Source organism: Chamaesiphon sp., from assembly GCF_041738855.1.
Lineage (GTDB): Bacteria > Cyanobacteriota > Cyanobacteriia > Cyanobacteriales > Chamaesiphonaceae > Chamaesiphon.
This window is the reverse complement of the sequence record NZ_JBGSPA010000207.1, coordinates 17,818-37,104: the sequence shown is the minus strand read 5'-3', so window position 1 is coordinate 37,104 and position 19,287 is coordinate 17,818. Positions and strand designations below refer to the sequence as shown.

Below are 19,287 nucleotides of genomic sequence, written 5' to 3'. Positions count from 1 at the left end.
TCACGGTACAATATAAGTACGAGTAAACGACCCAGCGATCGAAATATCAGCTAGTTCGCGCCGATCTAATTTGATGATTAATTTTATGAAATTACCTATGATGTTGAGAGCAATTACGCCGCTAGCGATCGTCTGGGCGATCGCGATTGCCACCGATCTTCATGCTAGTGCCCATACCATCTCCCGACCTGTTAGTGGCAAGATAGAACGACTCGCCCAGAGTTCTCAACAACAAGCAGACCGACTATTAACAGCGGGCAATCAGAAATTTAATAATCAAGATTATGCTGGCGCGATCGCTGATTTTACTAGTGCGATTCAACTGACACCTAACTTTGAAAAAGCTATTTATAATCGAGCAGTTGCCCACGGTCTAGCAGGTAATAAACAACAGGCGATCGCCGATTATAGTCAAGTCATCCAACTAAACCCGCGCAATATCGCTAGCTATTTCAATCGCGCCGTTGCTAGAGAACAGCTCGGCGATAAGCAAGGAGCATTGAGCGATCTCGATCGGGCAATTGCGCTCGATCCTCGCTATGCAGAAGCTTATCTCAACCGTGGCAATCTGCTCCAAGCGTCGGGAGATTTTGCCGGAGCGATCGCCAATTTTTCCCAAGCGATCGCTGCTAAACCAAATCGCGCTGATGCTTATCTCAATCGGGGTTTAGCTAAGTACAAATCTGGCGATCGGGCAGGGGCGATTGCCGATTACAATCGCGCGATCGAGGTCGATCCCAACTATTATCTTGCCTACAATAATCGCGCCTGGACGCGATCGGAAGCGGGGGATAATAGCGGCGCACTCGCGGATTACGATCGAGCGATTTTCCTACAGGAACGCTCCGCGAACGCCCTCAATTCTAACTATTACATTAGCTTTTACAATCGTGCCAATCTCCGCCTCAAACTTGGCGACGAGCGCGGCGCAGTTGCCGATTATGACAGAACTATTCAACTCAAGCCTGACTATGCTGCTGCCTACAACAATCGCGGTCTCGCCCGCCGAAAATTAAACAATCTTCAGGGTGCAATTAGCGACTTTAGCAAAACGATCGAGCTAACCACCGATGCTGCTGATGCTTATTATAATCGAGCAGCAGCGCGTAAATTGCTCCAAGATCGAGCTGGTGCGACCAAAGATTTTCAAATGGCAGCTAAACTATATCGACAACAAGGTAATAAAAACGAATCAAATAATGCGCTTAACCTCGTCTGGCAACTGCAAAATCAGCGGTAATTAATCCCTGATTTTTAGATAGATGTAGACTTGTAGTGATATCTGGGGAAATTTTAACTCATCATGCTCGATCGCCAAACATCTCCTCCCAAAGTGCCATGGACTTCTTTGGCATTATTATTGCTAACTTATGCTACTTTTGGCTGGCTATTATATGGTTGGACTAGCAATCGATCGATTTGGTTGGCAAGCGTTTTTGGGGTGATGATGCTCGGTGGATTTGTGAGTTATCCGAGTCGCAGTGTATCATTGAGTTTCGGTGGGTTTTTCAAGACAGATGTGAGAGCATTGATTCTGATCCTCTTAGCCAGCATTGGCTCGGTAATATTATTAACTTGGCTCCAATTTTTTGTAGATACTGTCGTATTGTGTACTGCTGGCTTGTTAGTTAGTTTGGATTTGAAAGCTAGCGGCTGGCGGAAATCGACTGCGATGTTTGTGATTATTGGTTGGCAGCTATTGGGGATGAGTGTGGGTTTGTATGCACATTATTTGTGTGTACATCCACCGATCGATTTACCCGCATACTTTTACGCGGATTACTGGTTTTCACTGCTCGATCGATTACAGTTATAACCGACCCGATTGCTAACTATTTACGGCGGTCGGTCGAACTTGATGGAAGCGACTATAGTCAAAATAGCGATCGCCATTAGCTGAATTATAAATGATGTCCTCAAACCGATGGTCGAACAAAATTTCTTCAGTCGCATAAATATGTCGAGCCGTAATCGTATAAGCGACAGTTTCATCAACCCCACCTACCAATACACTGATATTGGCATGGCGTTGCACCAAGTCATCTGCTGTCAAACCATAGAGGGGACTGTCCCGATCGATCTGGTGCATAATCGACCAAGTGAGGACTAAACTTGGCGTGCGCTGACGCAACAATTTGAGCTCGTGAATCCGCCGCATGAACGCCCCTTCATCGGTGATTTCATCTATAATCAGATAGACTTGAGCGGTAGCTTCCAAGATAAAATTATGGCGTTCGTTCGCAACTCTAAATAGCAAGCTCGGCTGACTATTGTGAGTGGTCATCAAGATAAATTGACTAAATAAGACCTTAGCGATCGGTCGTGAAAATCTTGCAAAAGCTAGTCCTGTTAATACGGCAATTAGTAACAAACTGACGATCGACTCGATCGTGACGATCGAGTTGGCATAAAATGTCCGAGGATGAATCGCCCCGTACCCAATTGACGCTAAAGTCTGGACGCTAAAAAAGAAAGCATCACTAAAAGAGCCAGAACGCGCTCCATTGAGACAATCACCGCCAGCTAGATACGCCACTGCAAACAACGCATTGAGTAACAGATAAACGACCGATACAATCCCTGCAAACCCAATCCAGGGAATAGTTAGCAGCAAATGGTAGGGATCGCGCCAGTGGTGATACCATTTGCCCATGCCGTGAAAAACGAATCTGCCATCCTGATTTTCAATTCGGACTTTTCGATGATGACGCAACTTATTGTTCATAACGATCGATTGAGATGAATGTATTAGATACCAGCAAAATAGACAATTTACCGATCCTCGATGGCGCAGATACCGCTACTGACGGTCGATCCATCGAATTAATGTTCGCAGATGCCGCGCACACCGAGCCGAGGCTCGATCTCTGGCTGAGTCAACAATTACCAGAGCTGTCGCGAGCGCGCTGGCAAAAACTCATTATTTTAGGACAGATTCAGATCGCCGAGCGGGTGTGTGTCGATAAGCATTATCGCTTGAAAGCTGGCGATCGAGTATCAATCACGATCCCAGCTCCAGAGCCACTCGCGCTCACCCCCGAAGCCATCCCCCTCGATCTCCTCTATGAAGACGAACATCTACTCATCGTCAATAAACCCGCAGGGATGGTAGTTCACCCCTCCGCTGGACATCATACGGGTACCCTGGTTCATGCCTTACTCGCTCACTGCCCCCTCTCCAGTATTGGCGGCATACAGCGACCTGGCATCGTCCATCGTTTAGACAAGGATACCACTGGAGCCATCGCGATCGCCAAGACCGATTTTGCCCACCAGCACCTCCAACAGCAGCTTCAGGCTAAAACTGCACGGCGCGAGTATTTGGGGATAGTCTACGGCACACCAAAGGTCGATAGCGGCACGATCGATCTCCCCGTCGGACGCCATCCAGTCGATCGACTCAGAAATACAGTCTTACCGATCGAACAAGGTGGTAAATCTGCTGTTACTCATTGGCAGATCGAAGAAAGACTCCGCAGTTTTAGTTTAATTAAATTTCGGCTGGAAACTGGCAGAACTCATCAAATTCGCGTTCATGCTGCCAAGATGGGACATCCGATCGTCGGCGATCCTGTCTACGGCTCGGGTAGATCGATCGGTGTCAATTTGCCAGGGCAAGCTCTCCATGCTTGGCATTTACAGCTCATTCATCCCCACACAGGTGTACTCATCAGCGTCACGGCACCGATTCCCAGCTATTTTGAAACTTTGCTCCAAGTGCTACGCAATCGTTAGACGGCGATCGAGCCGATGTAGTTAGTCAGCGGTTTTAACCGCTGCTAGTGACGCGAAGTCTGCCTGCGCGGACTGAATTTTATAGTCCGCGTAGCGATGCGCGCATCACAGAGGTTCCCTCCAGATTAAGCGCATCAAGACAAGACACAATCGTAGGCTTTCTCTGAAAGTACATCACTAACACTAGCGATATTGCTCTTCACCGATCGTTTCGATCGGTAGTTTAAATTGCTTAATCTGATGGGAATTGGGATTGACGACATACAGCGGCAAACTCATTGCCCGATCGACACCGATGTCTCGCTGATGATTTGGATCGACGATCGCTTTGAGCGTAGCAAACAAATGGTGATTGACTGGCTGAGAGTTGCTGCGATGTGCTGGCTCATCGACTTGAAACTCTTGATTCGGCAGAGCCGACGCTATGCTAATGGGATCGTCTTGGAGCTGAAGCGTTTCTGAAGTCGATGGTGCTAGAGACTCAACCGGATCGCGATCTGGATCGATCCTGCCACTTGAGAACAGATTTGTCAGATCGGCATCTACCACCGCTGATTCCTCAACTAGGTGAGTCGGATTGAAGTGCAGATGACGACCAAATGGTGTTGACTCTTCTGGATTGAGATTTTCACTACTGACGATCGGGGGTGAAGTCGTCGGCAATTGGTTACTAGAATGTAGCTGCTCCAGGGACACTTCCCCCAAAATTGGTACAGATGGAGCCAGAGTGACTGGTGTCTCGGCTAGCTGCGATGGCTCTGGCAAATTTTGTAAAATTTCTCGCTCGTAGTCAGGGGTGAAGTTATGACGTGGCTTGCCCAGCCGTTGCCAATCTTTGAGAATATTATCGACTGATTTGATTTTATACCGTCCTCGGTAGAGCGATTCGACGATCGCCTTGACAATCCAAGTCGGATCGTACTTTTGCAGCCAAGCTCCAACAAGGTTATCGACTCGATCGCCATCAAGTTCTAACCCGTAGAGATCGATTACTCTGGTGATAAAGCTGTGGTGAAATTGACTCATTTAAACATCCGATCCTTGGTACCCCCGCTCGCAACTAATCATGAATTTAGATTGACTGGTAAATGCGATCGCGGCTGAACAACTAATAGATAAGTACTAATGTCTCAACTAATTTAAGTTCAAAGATCTGGTGAGATGTTTTGCTGCTAAATTGTGAGTGATGGGGGCAGAAAATCACCTACCGATCTTTTCTAACCTACACATTGAAACAAAAGCTGGAGCTGTTGAGCAGCCTATACTAAAGCTATTTAGTAGTTTGCTCAATTAATGTCATTGTTTCTGTGTTGTAGTTTACACTAATTTAAACATTCTGGCACGATCGTCGGTATCAATTTATCCCGATTCAATAAAATAGTTCTTTAGAACTAGCTTTTAGATGGCGGTGATTAGACTTAGTGAAAATAGTAATTCTATACTCAATCAATACAAAATTCCTGTCCTTCATCTAGCAACGCAGGGGCGATGCCAGTGAGAACAGGAGTTTAATTAATATGGTGGTTGGCTCGTGTTAAATACTACAGTCAGCTAAGGCAGATAGTATTTTTGAACGAGCCAATCTATTCACATGTTTGATAGTTGCGATCGCGCTTGTTAGCGAACGTTGGCAGTTTCGACAACTTTATCGATGAGTCCGTATGCCATCGCTTCGGCTGCGGACATAAAGTTATCGCGATCGGTATCTTTGGCGATCTGTTCGAGAGTTTGTCCCGATCGATCCGCCATCAATTGATTGAGGAGATCCCGAGTTTCGAGAATATGCTTGGCTTCGATCTGGATATCCGATGCCTGCATCCGTCCAGTACCACCCAAAGGCTGGTGGATCATGATCCGCGCATGAGGTAGTGCTAGGCGTTTGCCAGGAGTACCTGCTGCTAGGAGGAATGCACCCATTGAAGCTGCCAAGCCGACACAGATGGTAACTACTTCTGACTTGATATGTTGGATTGTGTCATAGATTGCCATCCCAGCGGTGATTTCGCCACCAGGGGAGTTGATATAGAGATAGATCGGCTTGCTGGAGTCTTCTGAGTCGAGATAGAGCATATAAGCCACGATCGCATTTGCCATACCAGCATCGACTTCTTCAAACATGAAGATAATCCGCTCGCGGAATAAGCGATCGTAGATATTGATCCATTGTTCGTTAGAACTACCAGGCAAACGATAGGGTACGCTGGGAACGCCGATTGACATAGGAGTTAGGGGGTAGAGGGTAAAGGGTAGAGGGTAGAAGGTGTCAGATCTGACTGCGGCGGAGATGGTGTTACCTCCCAACCCCCCTTATAAAGCGGATGCGCGCCCGCCTTTGTTCCCCGACGGTTTAGCGCAACCTTGCAGGGGTGCTTTATATAAAGGGAAAGGCTAGGGGTGCCCGTAGGGTGGGGTGGGTAGATCTACGCTGCAGCTCAAATAACTTGCGCGTATACCCTAGAGCCTCGATCGCGAGAGGACTGGGGTGAGGTAAAATCTACACACTCATCTGGAGATGCTGCAGCTCCTTGGAGCTTTCAAGGACGCGATCGATCAAGCCGTAAGCTTGTGCTTCATGGGCAGTCATATAAAACATCCGTTCGCTGTCTTGCTGGATCTTTTCGGGAGATTGACCTGTGGTTTGGGCAAAGACATCAATGATGTTGGTTTTTTTGGCTAAGATCTCAGCAGCATTGATAATAATATCTGACGCTTGTCCTCTGTTGCCCGCTTGCACGGGCATCAAACCGATCTCCGCATGAGGTAGACACGCACGCTTGCCAGCAGCACCAGCCGACAGCAAGAGCGTCGCAACTCCCATCGCTTGACCCAGACAGATCGTATAGACTTCTGACTTGATATGCTTGATGGTGTCATAGATCGCCAATCCAGCCATCACCGACATCATCCCGAGTTCTACCCCTGCCATCCCAGCGGCAACAGGATCGCCCAAGGAATTGATGTACAGATAGATTGGTTTGGTATTATCGACTGACTCTAGGTACAGCAACGACGACACCATACTATTTGCCAATCCATCAGTAATCGGCTGATTGAGGAAGATAATTCGCTCCTGACTCATCCGCGTGTAGATATTTATCCACTGCCAATATTGACTGCCAGGAAGGTTGTAAGGTACGTTTAAAATCCGATCGACAGGCATAGGGTAGGGGGTAGGGGGTAGGGGTAGCGGGTAGGGGGTAGGGGGTAGTGGTAGTGCGTAGGATGTTTCAAGACGCAAGCGTCTTGCTGTTTTCTGTCCCTACTCCCTACTCCCTACTCTCTAAACCAAAGCAGGCATCGGAGTGGGTAGGTCTTTAACACTATTGAGGACGATATCGATCAAGCCGTATTCTTTGGCTTCGGGGGGAGTCATGTATAACATCCGATCGGTATCTTTAGCGATTTTCTCAGCGGGTTGACCCGTGCTATGAGCGAAGATATCGAGGATCGCCGTCTTGTTGTCCAAGACTTCTTTAGCTCTAATCTGAATATCGCTGGCTTGCCCCTGTGCGCCGCTGCGCGGTTGATTGAGGACGATCGTGGCATGGGGGAGACTCGCACGACAACCTTTGGTGCCTGCGGCCAAAATCATGGCAGCGGTACCCATGGCTTGCCCGATACAAATGGTATGGACGGGTGGCTTGATGTACCCTAAAGTATCACAAATCGCAAAAGCTTCGGTTTCAAAGCCGATCGAGTCGCCAGTATACCAAGATGTCCCAGTGGAGTTGATATAGAAGTAGATCGGTTTCTCGGGATTGTCAAATTGAAGATAGAGCAATTGGGCGATCAACAATTTAGTAGGATCGTAGCCCATTTGCCGCTTGTAGTCATCAGACGATACCAATGGCCCACCCATATACACAATCCGCTCTTTGAGTAGCAGTGAGGGTAAATCTGGTGGCGGTGTCCGGTAATAGCTATCGCCGCCGTAATATTGGGACTGAACCATGTATTTATTCCGCTCTTAGCACAGTGTATTTATACATGGTAACTCGCGATCGACTGGTGGCGTTGGGTTGATAACCGATTATTATACTGGGCTGCTAGAACTTGGAGCTTTTTTAATCCAGCTAAATAACTGCTCGACTGTCAGCTCGATCGCGGCGGCAAATGCTGGGACTGGCAGCATAGCACTGGGTGCTTCCAGAATCTGTAATGCTTGGTTGGCGACTAGTACGAGCACAGATCGATCGGTAGGATCGATTATCCAGCCCATTTGGGTACCATTAGCTAGACAATGGTCGATCTTCTTCAGTACTTTAGTAGTGCTTTGGTCTGGTGAGAGGATTTCGATCGTCCAGTCGGGCGGGATACTGACAACGTTGATTGCATTCTCATTTTCGTCATAAGAGATATTCGCTTCCTCGAACACAACCACATCAGGAACAATAGCTCTACCACCGAAAGTACACCGCAGCTCTGGAAAAGCTTGTCCAACACCTGCATTATTGAGAATTGGATCGATCGCGAATAATAATTTCTTCTGAATGATGCTATGTTGCTTTTGGGGCATAGGTTTTTGGATAATCTCACCGTCGATGTATTCACTAGCAGGCTTGGTATCTGGCAGAACCAAGAACTCTGCTAAGCTAAGTTGTCTAGTTGGGGTCTGAACCATTCGTGACATGCTCCAAAAGTCTTACCTTTATTATGCCTCAAGGCTCAATCGCGGTAAAATTAGATCTCAGGACTGCAACTCATTCGCCTTGCTCAAAATGGAAATCCGATTTCTCACCGTAGCGGATGTTGCTGCTTATCGCGAGTTGCGGCTTCAGGCACTACAAGAGTCACCCACAGCTTTTGGTTCCAGTTACGAGCAGGAGATTTGTCTTTCTTTAGCTGAATTTGCCGCCAGAATCGGCTTTGATACTGCTAACCGATTTATTTGCGCTGCTGTTGACGATCGGCAACAGATGATTGGTATGCTGGGGTTTTCACGGGAGAGCCGACTAAAACGCGCTCATATCGGTGCGATCTGGAGTATGTATGTTGTGCCAAAGTTTCGTAATCAAGGAGTGGGTGCGGCACTGCTCGATCAAGTCTTAGCCCATGCCAGAGAGCTTGGTGTCCTGCGGCAAATCATTCTTGGAGTCACGGCAAATAATTCAGCCGCAATTTCCCTTTATCGGTCGCGAGGTTTTAAACGATTTGGCTTAGAGCATGACGCTTTATTTGTAGATGGCACCTATTTCGATGAAGAGCATCTGGTATTATATTTCACTCATGTTTACGTATCGTCTAGCAAATATAAAACAGTTAACTCGCCACAGAGGTCAAATTAATCATAAATCGATCGACAGGAAAGTGAATAAATGATTGAATGCCGACAAATGACGATCGAATTGCGTGAGGATGCTTTTAGTCTCTTGCGTTCTTTCTTGTGCGAGGATGAATATTATCTCGATAGCGGTGCTACTTATGGCGCGGGAGGAGAAACAGCACTAAATAAAGCATTGGAGCTATTTTTACAGCGACCGGAATTTGGTTTTGTATGGTTAGCCTATGATGAGGGCGCACCTGCTGGTGTCTGTATTGTCTGCTTAGCGATTTCTACGGCAATCGGGGGAATGGTTGCCAAGCTAGATGATGTATTTGTAATTAGCTCCAAACAAGGACGGGGAGTAGGCTCAGCTTTACTACAAGAGTTGAAACAAGAGTTACGCGATCGCGGTGTACTGCGGATCGATACTAGTGTCCATCTCCAAAACGATCGCGCCCAAAGATTTTATCGACAGCAGGGCTTTCAACAATTGAATGAGGAGAAGCTAGCATGTGTTTTGTGAGCCGATCTCACTCGAACTGAGGAATGAACAGCGGTAAAAGACTGCGCGGATTGACTATCTGAGATGCCAAACTTAATTGCAAAGAAATATCTTTGGCGCGATATATTCAGCCCCAAAATCAACCACAATCTACTAAAGAATTTTTGGCAGAGATTCGAGTTGAGTAAGATAATATCAAGTATTTGTCACGCAGAAATCACCACCAATTTTGAGGGTGGGCACAACCCACCCTATAGAACTAGTCTAACGCTCGTACTCGATCGTTATTTGTGAATAAAACTTTCAACATTCGATCGATCTCGATGCTTTTAACGATAGTTAGTAAATTGTAAAGCTACTGGCAGCTCTTCCTGTTTCAATCGCTGCATTACCCCTTGCAACTCATCTTTATCCTTGGCAGTGACACGGACGACATCACCTTGAATTGAGGGTTGAACTTTTTTAAATTCATCCCGAATTAGTTTGGAAATCTGTTTAGCAATCTCTTGACTGATGCCTTTTTTGAGGGTGACTTCTTGACGCACTCGATTACCACTTGCTGAGTCGATGTTGCCGTAGTCAAAGATTTTCAGCGATAGATTACGTTTGATTGCCTTGCTCTGAAGCATATCATGAACGGCGGTGAGGGTCATTTCACTAGCAGTATTGATAGTGATTTTATCTTCTGCTAGCTCGACAGTCGTCTGGGTGTCCTTGAGATCGTAACGACTGACGATCTCACGATTGGTTTGATCGAGGGCATTGACTAGCTCCTGCCTGTCGAAATCACTGACAATATCAAAAGAAAATGTAGATGCCATGTGGGTGCTTGGTTTGGTGGGATATATGCTTAGTTAGGCTTTAGGTGTTGGGTATTAGGTGTTCTAGAAATTCAATGAATTGACCTATGTTTTGAGTGCAGTCCCCAAAGCCTAAAGCTTAATTCATGGTGCTAATGATGCTCATGGACATGAGTGTATAGATTGCCACCGAGCCGACTCCAAACATTAGCGATCGACCGATCGGGAAATTGATGATATAAAAGATTGAGTAAAATAGGCGGGCTACTGTAAAGCCGATCGCACAGTTGACTACCGTGGCAGAATCTTGATGGGTTGTGTAAGCCATCAATGCGGCTGCACTATAGAGTATAAATGCTTCCCAAGAGTTTTGATGTGCCCAAGTTGCCCGTTTGCCATAATCTGGCATTTTGTCAAACGCTGCGCGCGGAGCACCAATATCGAACCCGACTTGAAAGCGGGTAATCGCTACTACTAGATAAGGAAAATAAACTAGGGCTGCCGCAGCGGCAATCGAACCGAGTAAAATTGTAGATGTCGCAAGATTGGCATTCATAAAAACAGGTATTTGCAGCCAGAGAGCTAGGTTAAACCTGCGCTGGATATGGGGTCAATAGCTAGTCGAAATAAAATAAGGTGACAACCTTTCGTTGCTCTTCAGCTTCATGACAAGTTTGCAACAGCGTGCTACTCTCATGGAAGGCAAAACAGATCAATTGCTGACAGCGAGACACAATTTCCTGGTTACACAGTGCGCTGGCTTCGCCTAGTGATAGTGCGTCATTACCAGGGCTTTCGACCAGGTGCATCACATTCTGCAACTGCTCTTGAGACTCACGCGGTTGACGGGCGAGACTTTGGGGTAAAATTACGGTGAGTAAGTCACGATTGGCTCTGATGGCTCCCCGAATCGCCGCAGAATTGGTGCCAGTCGCACCAGAGGTGATCAGACGGTTGCCCGATAGTACTAGCGCGTAGCTCATCATCTCGATCAGATGTTGATGAGTGATCGGGACGTGGCGGGAACCCAATAGGGCAATTTTCTTGGAGCCAGTCTGTTGAATCGTGGCTAGCTCTTGGGCTAGGGTATCGATGTCAGATACGTTAATCAAAGACGGTGCATGGCTTAACAACTTTATTAGTTTAACACAACAAGAGTTAGGTGTTAGGCTTTAGGTGTTAGCTCCCAGGGCTAATTATTCGGCTGGCTCGATCGTACTTCTGAGACCGTGACTTTTGAGAACATCACAGTAATGTTCGGCATGTTCTTGATTGCAGACAATGACCAGAGCCATCTCGTTCTGATGTGCTTCCATCATCACACTAATGGCACTAGTTTCAGACATATTGGGAATCGTAGTTACCAGTACTTGGACTACATGTTCCATGCTATTAAAATCGTCATTGTGAAGCAGCACGCGGTAGTTGGGCGCGAGCTTGCGAGATGTCGAACGCTTTTCGATAGTTTCAACAGACACGCTGTGATTTCCCCTGTAAATAGAACTGGACAACTTTCTCTATTATGCCCCAACCACAACCTAGTTTGCCGGGGCATCAGGAAATGTCTAACATAGTTAGTACAACTATTCCCACACGCCATTGATGCCATGACTACGACTACGCCGATAGTTTCGACACAACCGCTACCTGGTCAATACTGGCACTGGCGGGGAGAACAGATTTATTACGTGCGTGCGGGAGCAGCCAGAGCGCACCGACCACCATTACTGTTAATTCATGGCTTTGGCGCATCGACAGATCATTGGCGCAAAAATATCTCTGAACTCAGCCAAGAGTTTGAGGTATGGGCGATCGATCTGTTGGGATTTGGGCGCGCGGCGAAGCCAGCTTGGTCGTATAGTGCGGATCTGTGGCGGACTCAGTTACATGACTTTATCACGGAAGTTATCGGTCAACCTGTAGTCTTGGCGGGCAATTCGCTCGGTGGTTATGCGGCATTGTGCGTCGCCGCCGAGCATCCCGAATCGGCTGCGGGGCTGATTTTGCTCAATAGTGCGGGGCCATTTACCGATAGCACTCATCCCAAGGAGCCAAATCTAGTTCAAAAAGCGATTAATCAGCTTTTGACAGGATTTTTGCGGCATCCGATCGGGAATTCGTTATTGTATGCCTTCGTCCAACGCAAGACATTTATCCGCAATACGCTCAAGAAGGTCTATGTAGACCAAAGTGCAGTCACTGAGCAGCTAATTGACGAAATTTATCGTCCTTCAACCGATCGCGGTGCGCCGCAGGTGTTTGGCTCGATTTTTAGCAACCAGCAAGGGGAAAAGGTGGATGTATTGCTGAGTAAAATGCAATGTCCGCTGCTGATGATTTGGGGTGAAGGCGATCCGTGGATCGATGCCCGCCAACGCGGCGCAAAATTTCGGACATATTATCCGCAATTGCAAGAATACTATCTAGCCGCAGGGCATTGTCCGCATGATGAGAGTCCGACTCAGGTCAATGCGATCGTCCATAATTGGGTGAAGGAATACTGTCGGGCGGAGGTTGGCTAAAATCACTGATTACCAATGTGAAGGGATGTTGCCAGCAGATGGACTGACTTATTGATATCGCTCCAGAAAATCCAAAGCCTGATGCCTGAGTTCATAGTAGTCTTTAGATTCTCTCAGTTCATAGCGATCGCGCGGACGGGGCAACGGAATGTCTAGAATTTGACCGATCGTGGCACCAGGGCCATTGGTCATCATCACCACTCGGTCAGACATAAAGATTGCTTCATCCACATCATGGGTAATCATCATCACTGCCTGGGGATGCTGTCCCCAAATTTCCAGGACATCCTGTTGCAATTTAGGGCGAGTCAAGGCATCGAGTGCCCCGAAAGGTTCATCGAGGAGGAGCATTTTAGGGCGGGTGGCTAGGGCGCGTGCCACCCCTACTCGTTGCTTCATGCCGCCCGAAAGTTCGTCGGGATATTTGTCGGCAGCAGCCGTGAGCTTCACCATTTCGATGTGCTCATTCACGATCGAGATCTTGTCGGCTAGACTGGCAGTTTTAAACACCTCATCCACTGCCATCCGAATGTTTTCCCTAACGGTGAGCCACGGTAGCAAGGCATAGCCTTGAAACACCATCATCCGCTCCGCTCCAGGTTTGCGAATTGCTTTACCCTCTAGAGTGACTAAACCCGATGTGGCTGGCTCTAGCCCTGCCACAATCCGCATCAGGGTTGATTTTCCACAACCAGAGTGACCGATGACCGAGACATATTCTTGTGAACCGATCGTCATGTTAATGCCATCGAGCACGACAAACGGACTGCCATCTGGTTTGGGATATGCTTTCACTACATGTTCGATCGTCAGAAAAGATTCAGTGTTGGATGGATACAAGCTATTGGGATCGATCGATTGCATTGAGGACATCATCAACGTCTCCTGGGTTTAAAGGTTAGGCAGCTTAGGCAAAGAAACAGGATTGAGGAGCGTTGGCGCGAATTTCAAAGCTCTGGAGATAGCCCACCGGATCGCTCGGATCGAAGGATTTGCCATCGATAAAAGCAGTGCTCGGCTCGACTTTATAATCCTCTGCTGGACATTCAATGCCCATCTCGGCGGCAATTTCTCGATACAAGTCTGTTCTCCAGGCTTGGCGGGCGATTTCGTCAGCGTTTTTGGGGAATTCGGCGATCTGCCCCCATCGGGCTGCTTGGGTCATCAGCCAGAGGCTTTGTGACTGCCACAGGAAGGTTGAGTGGTCGTGGGAAATCGTGGCAGTGGGCAGATCGAAGAACAGGGTTGTCTCCGCGCTATTCTTGATGCGGGGCTGGTTATCAAATCCACCATAGTTGAAGTTGCCCACAATTCCAGGTCGAGTATATTTAACATTTGCGCCAGTAAAAGAGCGTTGGGAAATGATGGTGGCGACCTCTTCACGATTGGCAGGGTTGCTGCAATACTGGCAGGCTTCGATCGTGGCTTTGACTAGCGATCGATAGGTCTTGGGATAGTCCTCAATGAAGGATTCACGCACGGCTAGCAGCCGATCTGGATGCCCCTGCCAGATTTCTCGCCCCTGAATGAAGGTAAAGCCAATCCCTTCATTCCCCGCAATGGCGCGTGTATTCCAAGGTTCAGCAACCATGTAAGCTTGCATCGCGCCAATCCGCGTATTACTCACCATTTGCGGCGGTGGCGTAATAATCAGCCGCAGTTGCTTGGAAGGGTCGATGCCTACTGCCGCGATCAAGTAGCGGACAAAGTATTCGTAGATCGAAGAACTCTGAACTACCGCCCAAGTCCGATCGTCAGCGGCAGAATTTGCCCAATAATTCCGCAAATCGCGACCAAAAGCCTCCAAATCGCCGCCGTAGCTGTGCCAGGGTCTAATCCCACCCTCCCAAAGTTGACGATTCATCGTCAGGGCATTGCCGTGACGGTGAATCGTCATGGCAGCGCACAACGGAAAGGGTCGTGCCCCTTCTGCCCCCATCCGGGCATTGGTGACAGCTCCAGACACAACGGGAGAAGCATCTAATCTCCCAAAAATAATCCCATCACGGGAATTGCCCCAACTGGCTTCACGACTGAGGGTGACGTTCAAGCCATATTTACGGAAGAAGCCTTTTGCCCAAGCGACAGCAAACGGAGCGCAATCATTCACGGGCACATAGCCCACTGTGAGGCTTGGCTTCTCTAGGCTGGCAGGGTCAATAATTTGCGGCATCGCGAGGGCTGCGGCTGGCAACCCCACAGGATTGCGTGAGAGTTGTTGACTACAGCTAGAAAAGGCGATCGCTGAAGTGGCAGCACTCATCCCTTGCAGCAAAGATCGCCTTGTCCACAGTCTATCCATCAGAGTCTCCACAGTTCAAGAGCGTGCCGGACGGCGGGTAACGATCGCTTGCAATATGACCAGGGCATAATCCAAAATCAGCCCCGCTAACCCAATTACAAATACCGCTAAAAACACCGAACTCACATTCAAACGGTTCCATTCATCCCAGACAAAAAAGCCAATTCCCACGGCTCCAGTGAGCATTTCCACAGCAACAATCACCAACCAAGCAATTCCCATACTGATGCGTAATCCGGTGAAGATATAGGGCAAACTGGCAGGCAGGATTACCTTGGTGAGTTGTTTCCACCGGGGCATTTCTAAGACCTGTGCTACTTCTAAATACTCTTTGGGAACGTTGCTGACACCTTCGGCCGTGTTGATGATCGTAGACCAGAGCGAGGTAATAAAAATTACGAAAATTGCTGAAGGTTCCGCCGCATTAAAAATCGCTAGGGCGATCGGCAACCACACCAAGGGCGAAACAGGCTTAAAGACTTGAATCAGGGGATTGATGGCTAACCACGCATAGGGCGATAATCCAATCCAAACCCCAACCGGAATGGCGACCATCGCCCCTAGCGAAAAACCAATACAAACTCGCCGCAAACTCGCCAACAGTAACCATCCAATCCCAACATCCCCAGGGCCGCGATCGTAAAACGGATGCAAAATAAAATCTAAATTCTTGAGGAGTGCCTCTGGCGGCGTGGGCACCATTTCCTGCCGGAAGATGGCAATCAGCCACCACACCGCGATCGCTCCTGCAAACCCAGCCATAGGCAGTAGGATATTGGCTCTCAACAAGCCCCGAAAATGCTTCCCGATCGAGGCATTGGTACGCGAAACTAGACTCATCAAAATCATTTAGTGGTAGCACCTTTGTAAAAAAACTATCACTAACTTTTTAGACCCGTTAGCACCTAAATTGTCAGTGCCCAAATATAGGCGCAATCTAACCACATATTATATTGTACTTTACCCGATCGAGAATGGCACTGGTAAAACGTTCTTCCAGCTATCAATAGATCTATCTGACTTTTCCCGTTAAGTCAGAGGATGAGGGCGATCGTCAATCTTACAAACTAGATCGAGTTTTTAAGATTAAATTAGCTCGATTATGTATGACATAAATTATTATTAATGAACAAGAAAAGCACAGAGTTGAATTCCCCCATCCAACCTCCCCTTGGAAAGGGGATGAGCCGATCTGTTATTCAGTCCCTTTGATTTGGTATGAGCCTTAAAAATCGACCTGAAAAAAATCGAGTAGGCGCAATTTAACTCCTACTCGATCGCTTTGCTGATGTGATATTACTGCTGACTACCGCATTCGGGGCAGAACTTGTGATGTACCGGATGGATCGTGCCACAACTGCCACAATGAATCGCCAATGCGCCCGAACTCGATCGCTTGGGTTTGGCTAGTCCCAGCATTTCGGCGTTGGATTTACCCGCCGCTACCATGGGATAACAGTTTTCATTGCGCTTGACTTGGGCGTTGAGTAAGACGGGGCCATCGTGGGCTAACATGGTGGCGATCGCCTCTGGCAAGTCTTCCCGATTGTTGACGCTCATCCCTCTAATCCCATAAGCCTGCGCTAGCAGCATGAAATCGGGTTGAGAGGGTGCCATTTCCGACGAAGAGTAGTTCTGCTCATAAAAGGCTTCTTGCCACTGTCTGACCATTCCTTGCCAGCCATTGTTGATGATGACGATCTTCACATTCAAGCCATATTGCTTGAGGGTGCCGAGTTCTTGGAGATTCATCTGGAAGCTGGCATCACCGCTGATGCAGATGACTTGCTCGTTGGGGAGGGCTTTCTGGACGCCCATCGCGGCGGGTACCCCAAAGCCCATCGTCCCTAAGCCTGCACTCGAAATCCAGTGGCGGGGAAGGTTATTGAGAAATTGGGCTGCCCACATTTGATGTTGTCCGACATCGGTGGTGTAGTAAGCATCTGGAGCTTGACGACGACATTCGACGACGACTTCTTGGGGTGCGAGTAACCCGTCGTAGCTAGGGGCAACGAGGGGATTGTCGGCGCGCCAACCCTCGATCGTGTCAAGCCAGGATCTGGTTTGTTCGGGATTACCGCCCAAGCCGAGTTCGCGGACGCGTTGGAGGAGTTGGATCAGGACTTGTTTGATGTCACCGACGATCGGCACATCAGGGGTGCGGTTTTTGCCGACTTCGGCGGGATCGATATCGATATGGATGACCTTGGCTTCCGAGGCAAATTCTTCGAGTTTACCTGTGACGCGATCGTCGAATCTCGCGCCGACAGCGATCAAGAGGTCGCAATCTGTCACCGCCCAGTTGGCATAAGCTGTCCCGTGCATCCCTAGCATCCCGACGGAAAGGGGATGGATTTCATTAAACGCACCTTTACCCATCAGGGTGGTAGTAACGGGGATTTGGAATAGTTCGGCGAGTTGGCGGATTTCGATATGTGCGCTGGCTGAAATTGCGCCGCCGCCGACGTAGAGTAGGGGCTGGCGACTCTTGGCAATTAGTTGGACTGCTTGATTGATTTGGCGCGGATTGCCGCGTACGGTGGGCTTATAGCCAGGTAATTTGACGCTCCCAGGGGAGACGGGGGTATAGTCGCACAATTGTGCTCCGATATCTTTGGGGATATCGATCAGGACTACGCCAGGACGACCCGTGGCAGCGATGTAGAAGGCTTCGGCGACGATCCGTGCCATGTCGGCAGGGTCGCGGACGACATAGGAATGTTTGACAATGGGGAGGGTGATCCCGTAGATATCGGTTTCCTGAAAGGCATCGGTACCGATGACGTAACTAGGGACTTGTCCGGTGACAACTACCAGCGGAATCGAGTCCATCTGGGCGGTGGCGATGCCTGTAACGAGGTTGGTAGCTCCAGGGCCAGAAGTAGCAAAACAAACGCCTACCTGCCCAGTCGCGCGGGCATAACCATCAGCAGCATGGGCGGCACCCTGTTCGTGGCGGACGAGGATATGCTCGATCTTGCCTGCGGCTTCAAACCGATATATTTCATCGTAGATGGGGAGAATCGCGCCACCAGGATAGCCAAAAATATGCTGGACGCCATGACGGTGCAGACTATCGAGGAGGGCGTAGGCACCTGTTTGACGTTGGGCGATCGCTTGGAAGATCGGCGATGGCTGGGTAGTTGCTACTTCAATGACACGTTGAGAGACCACAAATAAACCTCACTAGTTAGAATTTAAATTATATTTTTTAGTTACTGGATTTGACAATGATGCTCAGTTGCTACTAGTGAGACATTTTGTGTACCAAGTTACCGCAGGATCTTAGCTAATTGTCTATCATCAAATCGTTGTAGAGTAGCGATCGATATCTTTATTTTAGGCTAGCCAGACGCGACGAGCCAAGGGTATACCCGCTGGGGAGATCCGCAAACTTGGTATTGTGTGCGGTGATACCGATACTGAGGCTGAATTACTGGATAAATTCTGGATCTGGATCGTTATCGACGATCGCTGATTTACGCTGCATATTTAACCAATACTCTCGATAAAGTAATTCTAACTGATTTCCCGCGCCTCTAAATAACTTGATTTGACCGGAAACTAGTCCTTGGAACACCCGATAAAACCCCAGGCTGAAGATCGCGACAATCATCCCAGCGGCGGTGCTAATTAATGATTCGCTAATCCCTAGTGTGATGGTAGAACCCTTAGCAGTCCCAAGATCGCCTAGTTCGACCCCCTCTAGTGCGCGGATCAATCCGAGTACCGTACCCAATAAGCCGAGTAATGGTGCCAGAGCAATAATTGACTCTAGCATTTTGTCGCCTTTGCGCATCGTCGCTAGCTCTTCTTCTGCCGCCGCTTCCAGCGCGAGTTTGAATGTCTCTGGATCGGGGTTGGCACGTTTGAGCGGTGCGTACAAAAATCGACCGATCGGTTTGCGATTGCGTTCCTGCTTGGCAATCTGAGCGGCAGTATCCCACTCATGGTTCCCACTCGCTGCAAGGACGCGATCGACGAGTTCTTCCTCGCGCCTAGTCGTCTTGAACCAAAACCATAGCCGTTCCAAAATGGTCGCTATCGATAAAATCGATAGTGCAAGCAACGGCCACATCGCGGGGCCACCTTTTTCAAACAGTTCGCTAACATTCATAATTAATCCAGTTGACAGCTAAGTTTTTTCGATCGGGATCGGGTTA

21 protein-coding genes are annotated in these 19,287 nt (G+C 48.4%); 6 read left to right on the top strand and 15 right to left on the bottom strand.

The features are described 5' to 3' along the window. Window positions 1-85 precede the first annotated feature (85 nt). Together ACEW9I_RS22885 and ACEW9I_RS22880 are read left to right on the top strand one after the other, a co-directional pair. Complete coding sequence (locus tag ACEW9I_RS22885; RefSeq protein WP_373542635.1) at window positions 86-1,240, top strand: tetratricopeptide repeat protein; 1,155 nt, start codon at window positions 86-88, stop codon at window positions 1,238-1,240. Between the two features lie 63 nt (window positions 1,241-1,303). Continuing rightward, a complete protein-coding gene (locus tag ACEW9I_RS22880) occupies window positions 1,304-1,816 on the top strand; it encodes a hypothetical protein (protein WP_373542634.1) in 513 nt (170 codons plus the stop codon). Between the two features lie 12 nt (window positions 1,817-1,828). On the opposite strand, the gene ACEW9I_RS22875 is transcribed toward ACEW9I_RS22880, so the two are convergent. Further along, the gene (locus ACEW9I_RS22875) at window positions 1,829-2,725 is read right to left on the bottom strand and encodes an ion channel (protein WP_373542633.1); all 897 of its coding nucleotides are present in this window, start codon (window positions 2,723-2,725) and stop codon (window positions 1,829-1,831) included. Between the two features lie 101 nt (window positions 2,726-2,826). Between ACEW9I_RS22875 and ACEW9I_RS22870 the strand changes: the two genes are divergently transcribed. Then, window positions 2,827-3,735, top strand: a complete 909-nt coding sequence (locus ACEW9I_RS22870) for an RluA family pseudouridine synthase (protein ID WP_373542694.1) — start codon at window positions 2,827-2,829, stop codon at window positions 3,733-3,735. Between the two features lie 183 nt (window positions 3,736-3,918). On the opposite strand, the gene ACEW9I_RS22865 is transcribed toward ACEW9I_RS22870, so the two are convergent. From ACEW9I_RS22865 to ACEW9I_RS22845, 5 genes are all read right to left on the bottom strand, one after another. Beyond that, window positions 3,919-4,761 carry a hypothetical protein gene (locus ACEW9I_RS22865; RefSeq protein WP_373542632.1) on the bottom strand — a complete coding sequence of 281 codons (843 nt, stop codon included), beginning with the start codon at window positions 4,759-4,761 and terminating at the stop codon, window positions 3,919-3,921. A gap of 591 nt (window positions 4,762-5,352) precedes the next feature. Further along, window positions 5,353-5,955: an ATP-dependent Clp protease proteolytic subunit gene (locus ACEW9I_RS22860; RefSeq protein ID WP_373542631.1), complete on the bottom strand. Its 603-nt coding sequence runs from the start codon at window positions 5,953-5,955 to the stop codon at window positions 5,353-5,355. A gap of 274 nt (window positions 5,956-6,229) precedes the next feature. Beyond that, on the bottom strand, window positions 6,230-6,895 hold the full coding sequence (locus tag ACEW9I_RS22855) for an ATP-dependent Clp protease proteolytic subunit (protein WP_373542630.1): 666 nt from the start codon (window positions 6,893-6,895) through the stop codon (window positions 6,230-6,232). A gap of 120 nt (window positions 6,896-7,015) precedes the next feature. After that, on the bottom strand, window positions 7,016-7,687 hold the full coding sequence (locus ACEW9I_RS22850; protein WP_373542629.1) for an ATP-dependent Clp protease proteolytic subunit: 672 nt from the start codon (window positions 7,685-7,687) through the stop codon (window positions 7,016-7,018). Window positions 7,688-7,768: 81 nt separating this feature from the next. Beyond that, complete coding sequence (locus tag ACEW9I_RS22845; RefSeq protein WP_373542628.1) at window positions 7,769-8,356, bottom strand: Uma2 family endonuclease; 588 nt, start codon at window positions 8,354-8,356, stop codon at window positions 7,769-7,771. Window positions 8,357-8,363: 7 nt separating this feature from the next. On the opposite strand from ACEW9I_RS22845, the gene ACEW9I_RS22840 reads away from it, so the two are divergent. Together ACEW9I_RS22840 and ACEW9I_RS22835 are read left to right on the top strand one after the other, a co-directional pair. After that, window positions 8,364-9,020, top strand: coding sequence for an N-acetyltransferase family protein (locus ACEW9I_RS22840; RefSeq protein WP_373542627.1), 657 nt, complete (start codon window positions 8,364-8,366; stop codon window positions 9,018-9,020). Between the two features lie 30 nt (window positions 9,021-9,050). Next, the gene (locus ACEW9I_RS22835; RefSeq protein WP_373542626.1) at window positions 9,051-9,521 is read left to right on the top strand and encodes a GNAT family N-acetyltransferase; all 471 of its coding nucleotides are present in this window, start codon (window positions 9,051-9,053) and stop codon (window positions 9,519-9,521) included. A gap of 308 nt (window positions 9,522-9,829) precedes the next feature. Here ACEW9I_RS22835 and ACEW9I_RS22830 read toward each other — a convergent pair whose 3' ends face one another. The 4 genes from ACEW9I_RS22830 to clpS form a co-directional block, all read right to left on the bottom strand. Continuing rightward, window positions 9,830-10,321, bottom strand: a complete 492-nt coding sequence (locus ACEW9I_RS22830) for a YajQ family cyclic di-GMP-binding protein (RefSeq protein WP_373542625.1) — start codon at window positions 10,319-10,321, stop codon at window positions 9,830-9,832. A 118-nt stretch (window positions 10,322-10,439) separates the two neighbouring features. Beyond that, window positions 10,440-10,856 carry an MAPEG family protein gene (locus ACEW9I_RS22825; RefSeq protein ID WP_373542624.1) on the bottom strand — a complete coding sequence of 139 codons (417 nt, stop codon included), beginning with the start codon at window positions 10,854-10,856 and terminating at the stop codon, window positions 10,440-10,442. Window positions 10,857-10,917: 61 nt separating this feature from the next. Next, window positions 10,918-11,412: a DNA recombination-mediator protein A gene (locus ACEW9I_RS22820; RefSeq protein WP_373542623.1), complete on the bottom strand. Its 495-nt coding sequence runs from the start codon at window positions 11,410-11,412 to the stop codon at window positions 10,918-10,920. Window positions 11,413-11,496: 84 nt separating this feature from the next. Further along, on the bottom strand, window positions 11,497-11,778 hold the full coding sequence (gene clpS, locus ACEW9I_RS22815; protein ID WP_373542622.1) for an ATP-dependent Clp protease adapter ClpS: 282 nt from the start codon (window positions 11,776-11,778) through the stop codon (window positions 11,497-11,499). Between the two features lie 129 nt (window positions 11,779-11,907). On the opposite strand from clpS, the gene ACEW9I_RS22810 reads away from it, so the two are divergent. Then, window positions 11,908-12,822, top strand: a complete 915-nt coding sequence (locus tag ACEW9I_RS22810; RefSeq protein WP_373542621.1) for an alpha/beta fold hydrolase — start codon at window positions 11,908-11,910, stop codon at window positions 12,820-12,822. Between the two features lie 48 nt (window positions 12,823-12,870). On the opposite strand, the gene ACEW9I_RS22805 is transcribed toward ACEW9I_RS22810, so the two are convergent. The 5 genes from ACEW9I_RS22805 to ACEW9I_RS22785 all read right to left on the bottom strand — a co-directional run bounded on the left by ACEW9I_RS22805 (window position 12,871) and on the right by ACEW9I_RS22785 (window position 19,241). Next, window positions 12,871-13,695: an ABC transporter ATP-binding protein gene (locus tag ACEW9I_RS22805; RefSeq protein ID WP_373542693.1), complete on the bottom strand. Its 825-nt coding sequence runs from the start codon at window positions 13,693-13,695 to the stop codon at window positions 12,871-12,873. A 34-nt stretch (window positions 13,696-13,729) separates the two neighbouring features. After that, complete coding sequence (locus ACEW9I_RS22800) at window positions 13,730-15,124, bottom strand: CmpA/NrtA family ABC transporter substrate-binding protein (RefSeq protein ID WP_373542620.1); 1,395 nt, start codon at window positions 15,122-15,124, stop codon at window positions 13,730-13,732. A 15-nt stretch (window positions 15,125-15,139) separates the two neighbouring features. Next, a complete protein-coding gene (gene ntrB, locus ACEW9I_RS22795; protein ID WP_373542619.1) occupies window positions 15,140-15,964 on the bottom strand; it encodes a nitrate ABC transporter permease in 825 nt (274 codons plus the stop codon). A 456-nt stretch (window positions 15,965-16,420) separates the two neighbouring features. Continuing rightward, window positions 16,421-18,280: a biosynthetic-type acetolactate synthase large subunit gene (gene ilvB / locus ACEW9I_RS22790; protein WP_373542692.1), complete on the bottom strand. Its 1,860-nt coding sequence runs from the start codon at window positions 18,278-18,280 to the stop codon at window positions 16,421-16,423. A 277-nt stretch (window positions 18,281-18,557) separates the two neighbouring features. Beyond that, a complete protein-coding gene (locus ACEW9I_RS22785) occupies window positions 18,558-19,241 on the bottom strand; it encodes a MotA/TolQ/ExbB proton channel family protein (protein ID WP_373542618.1) in 684 nt (227 codons plus the stop codon). Window positions 19,242-19,287 lie beyond the last annotated feature (46 nt).

What these genes read in the sequence shown, in the direction of transcription:
- ACEW9I_RS22785 (WP_373542618.1), bottom strand. Translation starts at nt 19,241, where the DNA reads ATGAATGTTAGCGAACTGTTTGAAAAAGGTGGCCCCGCGATGTGGCCG.
- ACEW9I_RS22850 (WP_373542629.1), bottom strand. Translation starts at nt 7,687, where the DNA reads ATGGTTCAGTCCCAATATTACGGCGGCGATAGCTATTACCGGACACCG.
- ACEW9I_RS22800 (WP_373542620.1), bottom strand. Translation starts at nt 15,124, where the DNA reads ATGGATAGACTGTGGACAAGGCGATCTTTGCTGCAAGGGATGAGTGCT.
- ACEW9I_RS22805 (WP_373542693.1), bottom strand. Translation starts at nt 13,695, where the DNA reads ATGTCCTCAATGCAATCGATCGATCCCAATAGCTTGTATCCATCCAAC.
- ACEW9I_RS22875 (WP_373542633.1), bottom strand. Translation starts at nt 2,725, where the DNA reads ATGAACAATAAGTTGCGTCATCATCGAAAAGTCCGAATTGAAAATCAG.
- ACEW9I_RS22885 (WP_373542635.1), top strand. Translation starts at nt 86, where the DNA reads ATGAAATTACCTATGATGTTGAGAGCAATTACGCCGCTAGCGATCGTC.
- ACEW9I_RS22825 (WP_373542624.1), bottom strand. Translation starts at nt 10,856, where the DNA reads ATGAATGCCAATCTTGCGACATCTACAATTTTACTCGGTTCGATTGCC.
- ACEW9I_RS22840 (WP_373542627.1), top strand. Translation starts at nt 8,364, where the DNA reads ATGCTCCAAAAGTCTTACCTTTATTATGCCTCAAGGCTCAATCGCGGT.
- ACEW9I_RS22855 (WP_373542630.1), bottom strand. Translation starts at nt 6,895, where the DNA reads ATGCCTGTCGATCGGATTTTAAACGTACCTTACAACCTTCCTGGCAGT.
- ACEW9I_RS22860 (WP_373542631.1), bottom strand. Translation starts at nt 5,955, where the DNA reads ATGTCAATCGGCGTTCCCAGCGTACCCTATCGTTTGCCTGGTAGTTCT.
- ACEW9I_RS22865 (WP_373542632.1), bottom strand. Translation starts at nt 4,761, where the DNA reads ATGAGTCAATTTCACCACAGCTTTATCACCAGAGTAATCGATCTCTAC.
- ACEW9I_RS22830 (WP_373542625.1), bottom strand. Translation starts at nt 10,321, where the DNA reads ATGGCATCTACATTTTCTTTTGATATTGTCAGTGATTTCGACAGGCAG.
- ACEW9I_RS22810 (WP_373542621.1), top strand. Translation starts at nt 11,908, where the DNA reads ATGACTACGACTACGCCGATAGTTTCGACACAACCGCTACCTGGTCAA.
- ACEW9I_RS22835 (WP_373542626.1), top strand. Translation starts at nt 9,051, where the DNA reads ATGATTGAATGCCGACAAATGACGATCGAATTGCGTGAGGATGCTTTT.
- ntrB (WP_373542619.1), bottom strand. Translation starts at nt 15,964, where the DNA reads ATGAGTCTAGTTTCGCGTACCAATGCCTCGATCGGGAAGCATTTTCGG.
- ACEW9I_RS22845 (WP_373542628.1), bottom strand. Translation starts at nt 8,356, where the DNA reads ATGGTTCAGACCCCAACTAGACAACTTAGCTTAGCAGAGTTCTTGGTT.
- ACEW9I_RS22880 (WP_373542634.1), top strand. Translation starts at nt 1,304, where the DNA reads ATGCTCGATCGCCAAACATCTCCTCCCAAAGTGCCATGGACTTCTTTG.
- ACEW9I_RS22870 (WP_373542694.1), top strand. Translation starts at nt 2,827, where the DNA reads ATGTTCGCAGATGCCGCGCACACCGAGCCGAGGCTCGATCTCTGGCTG.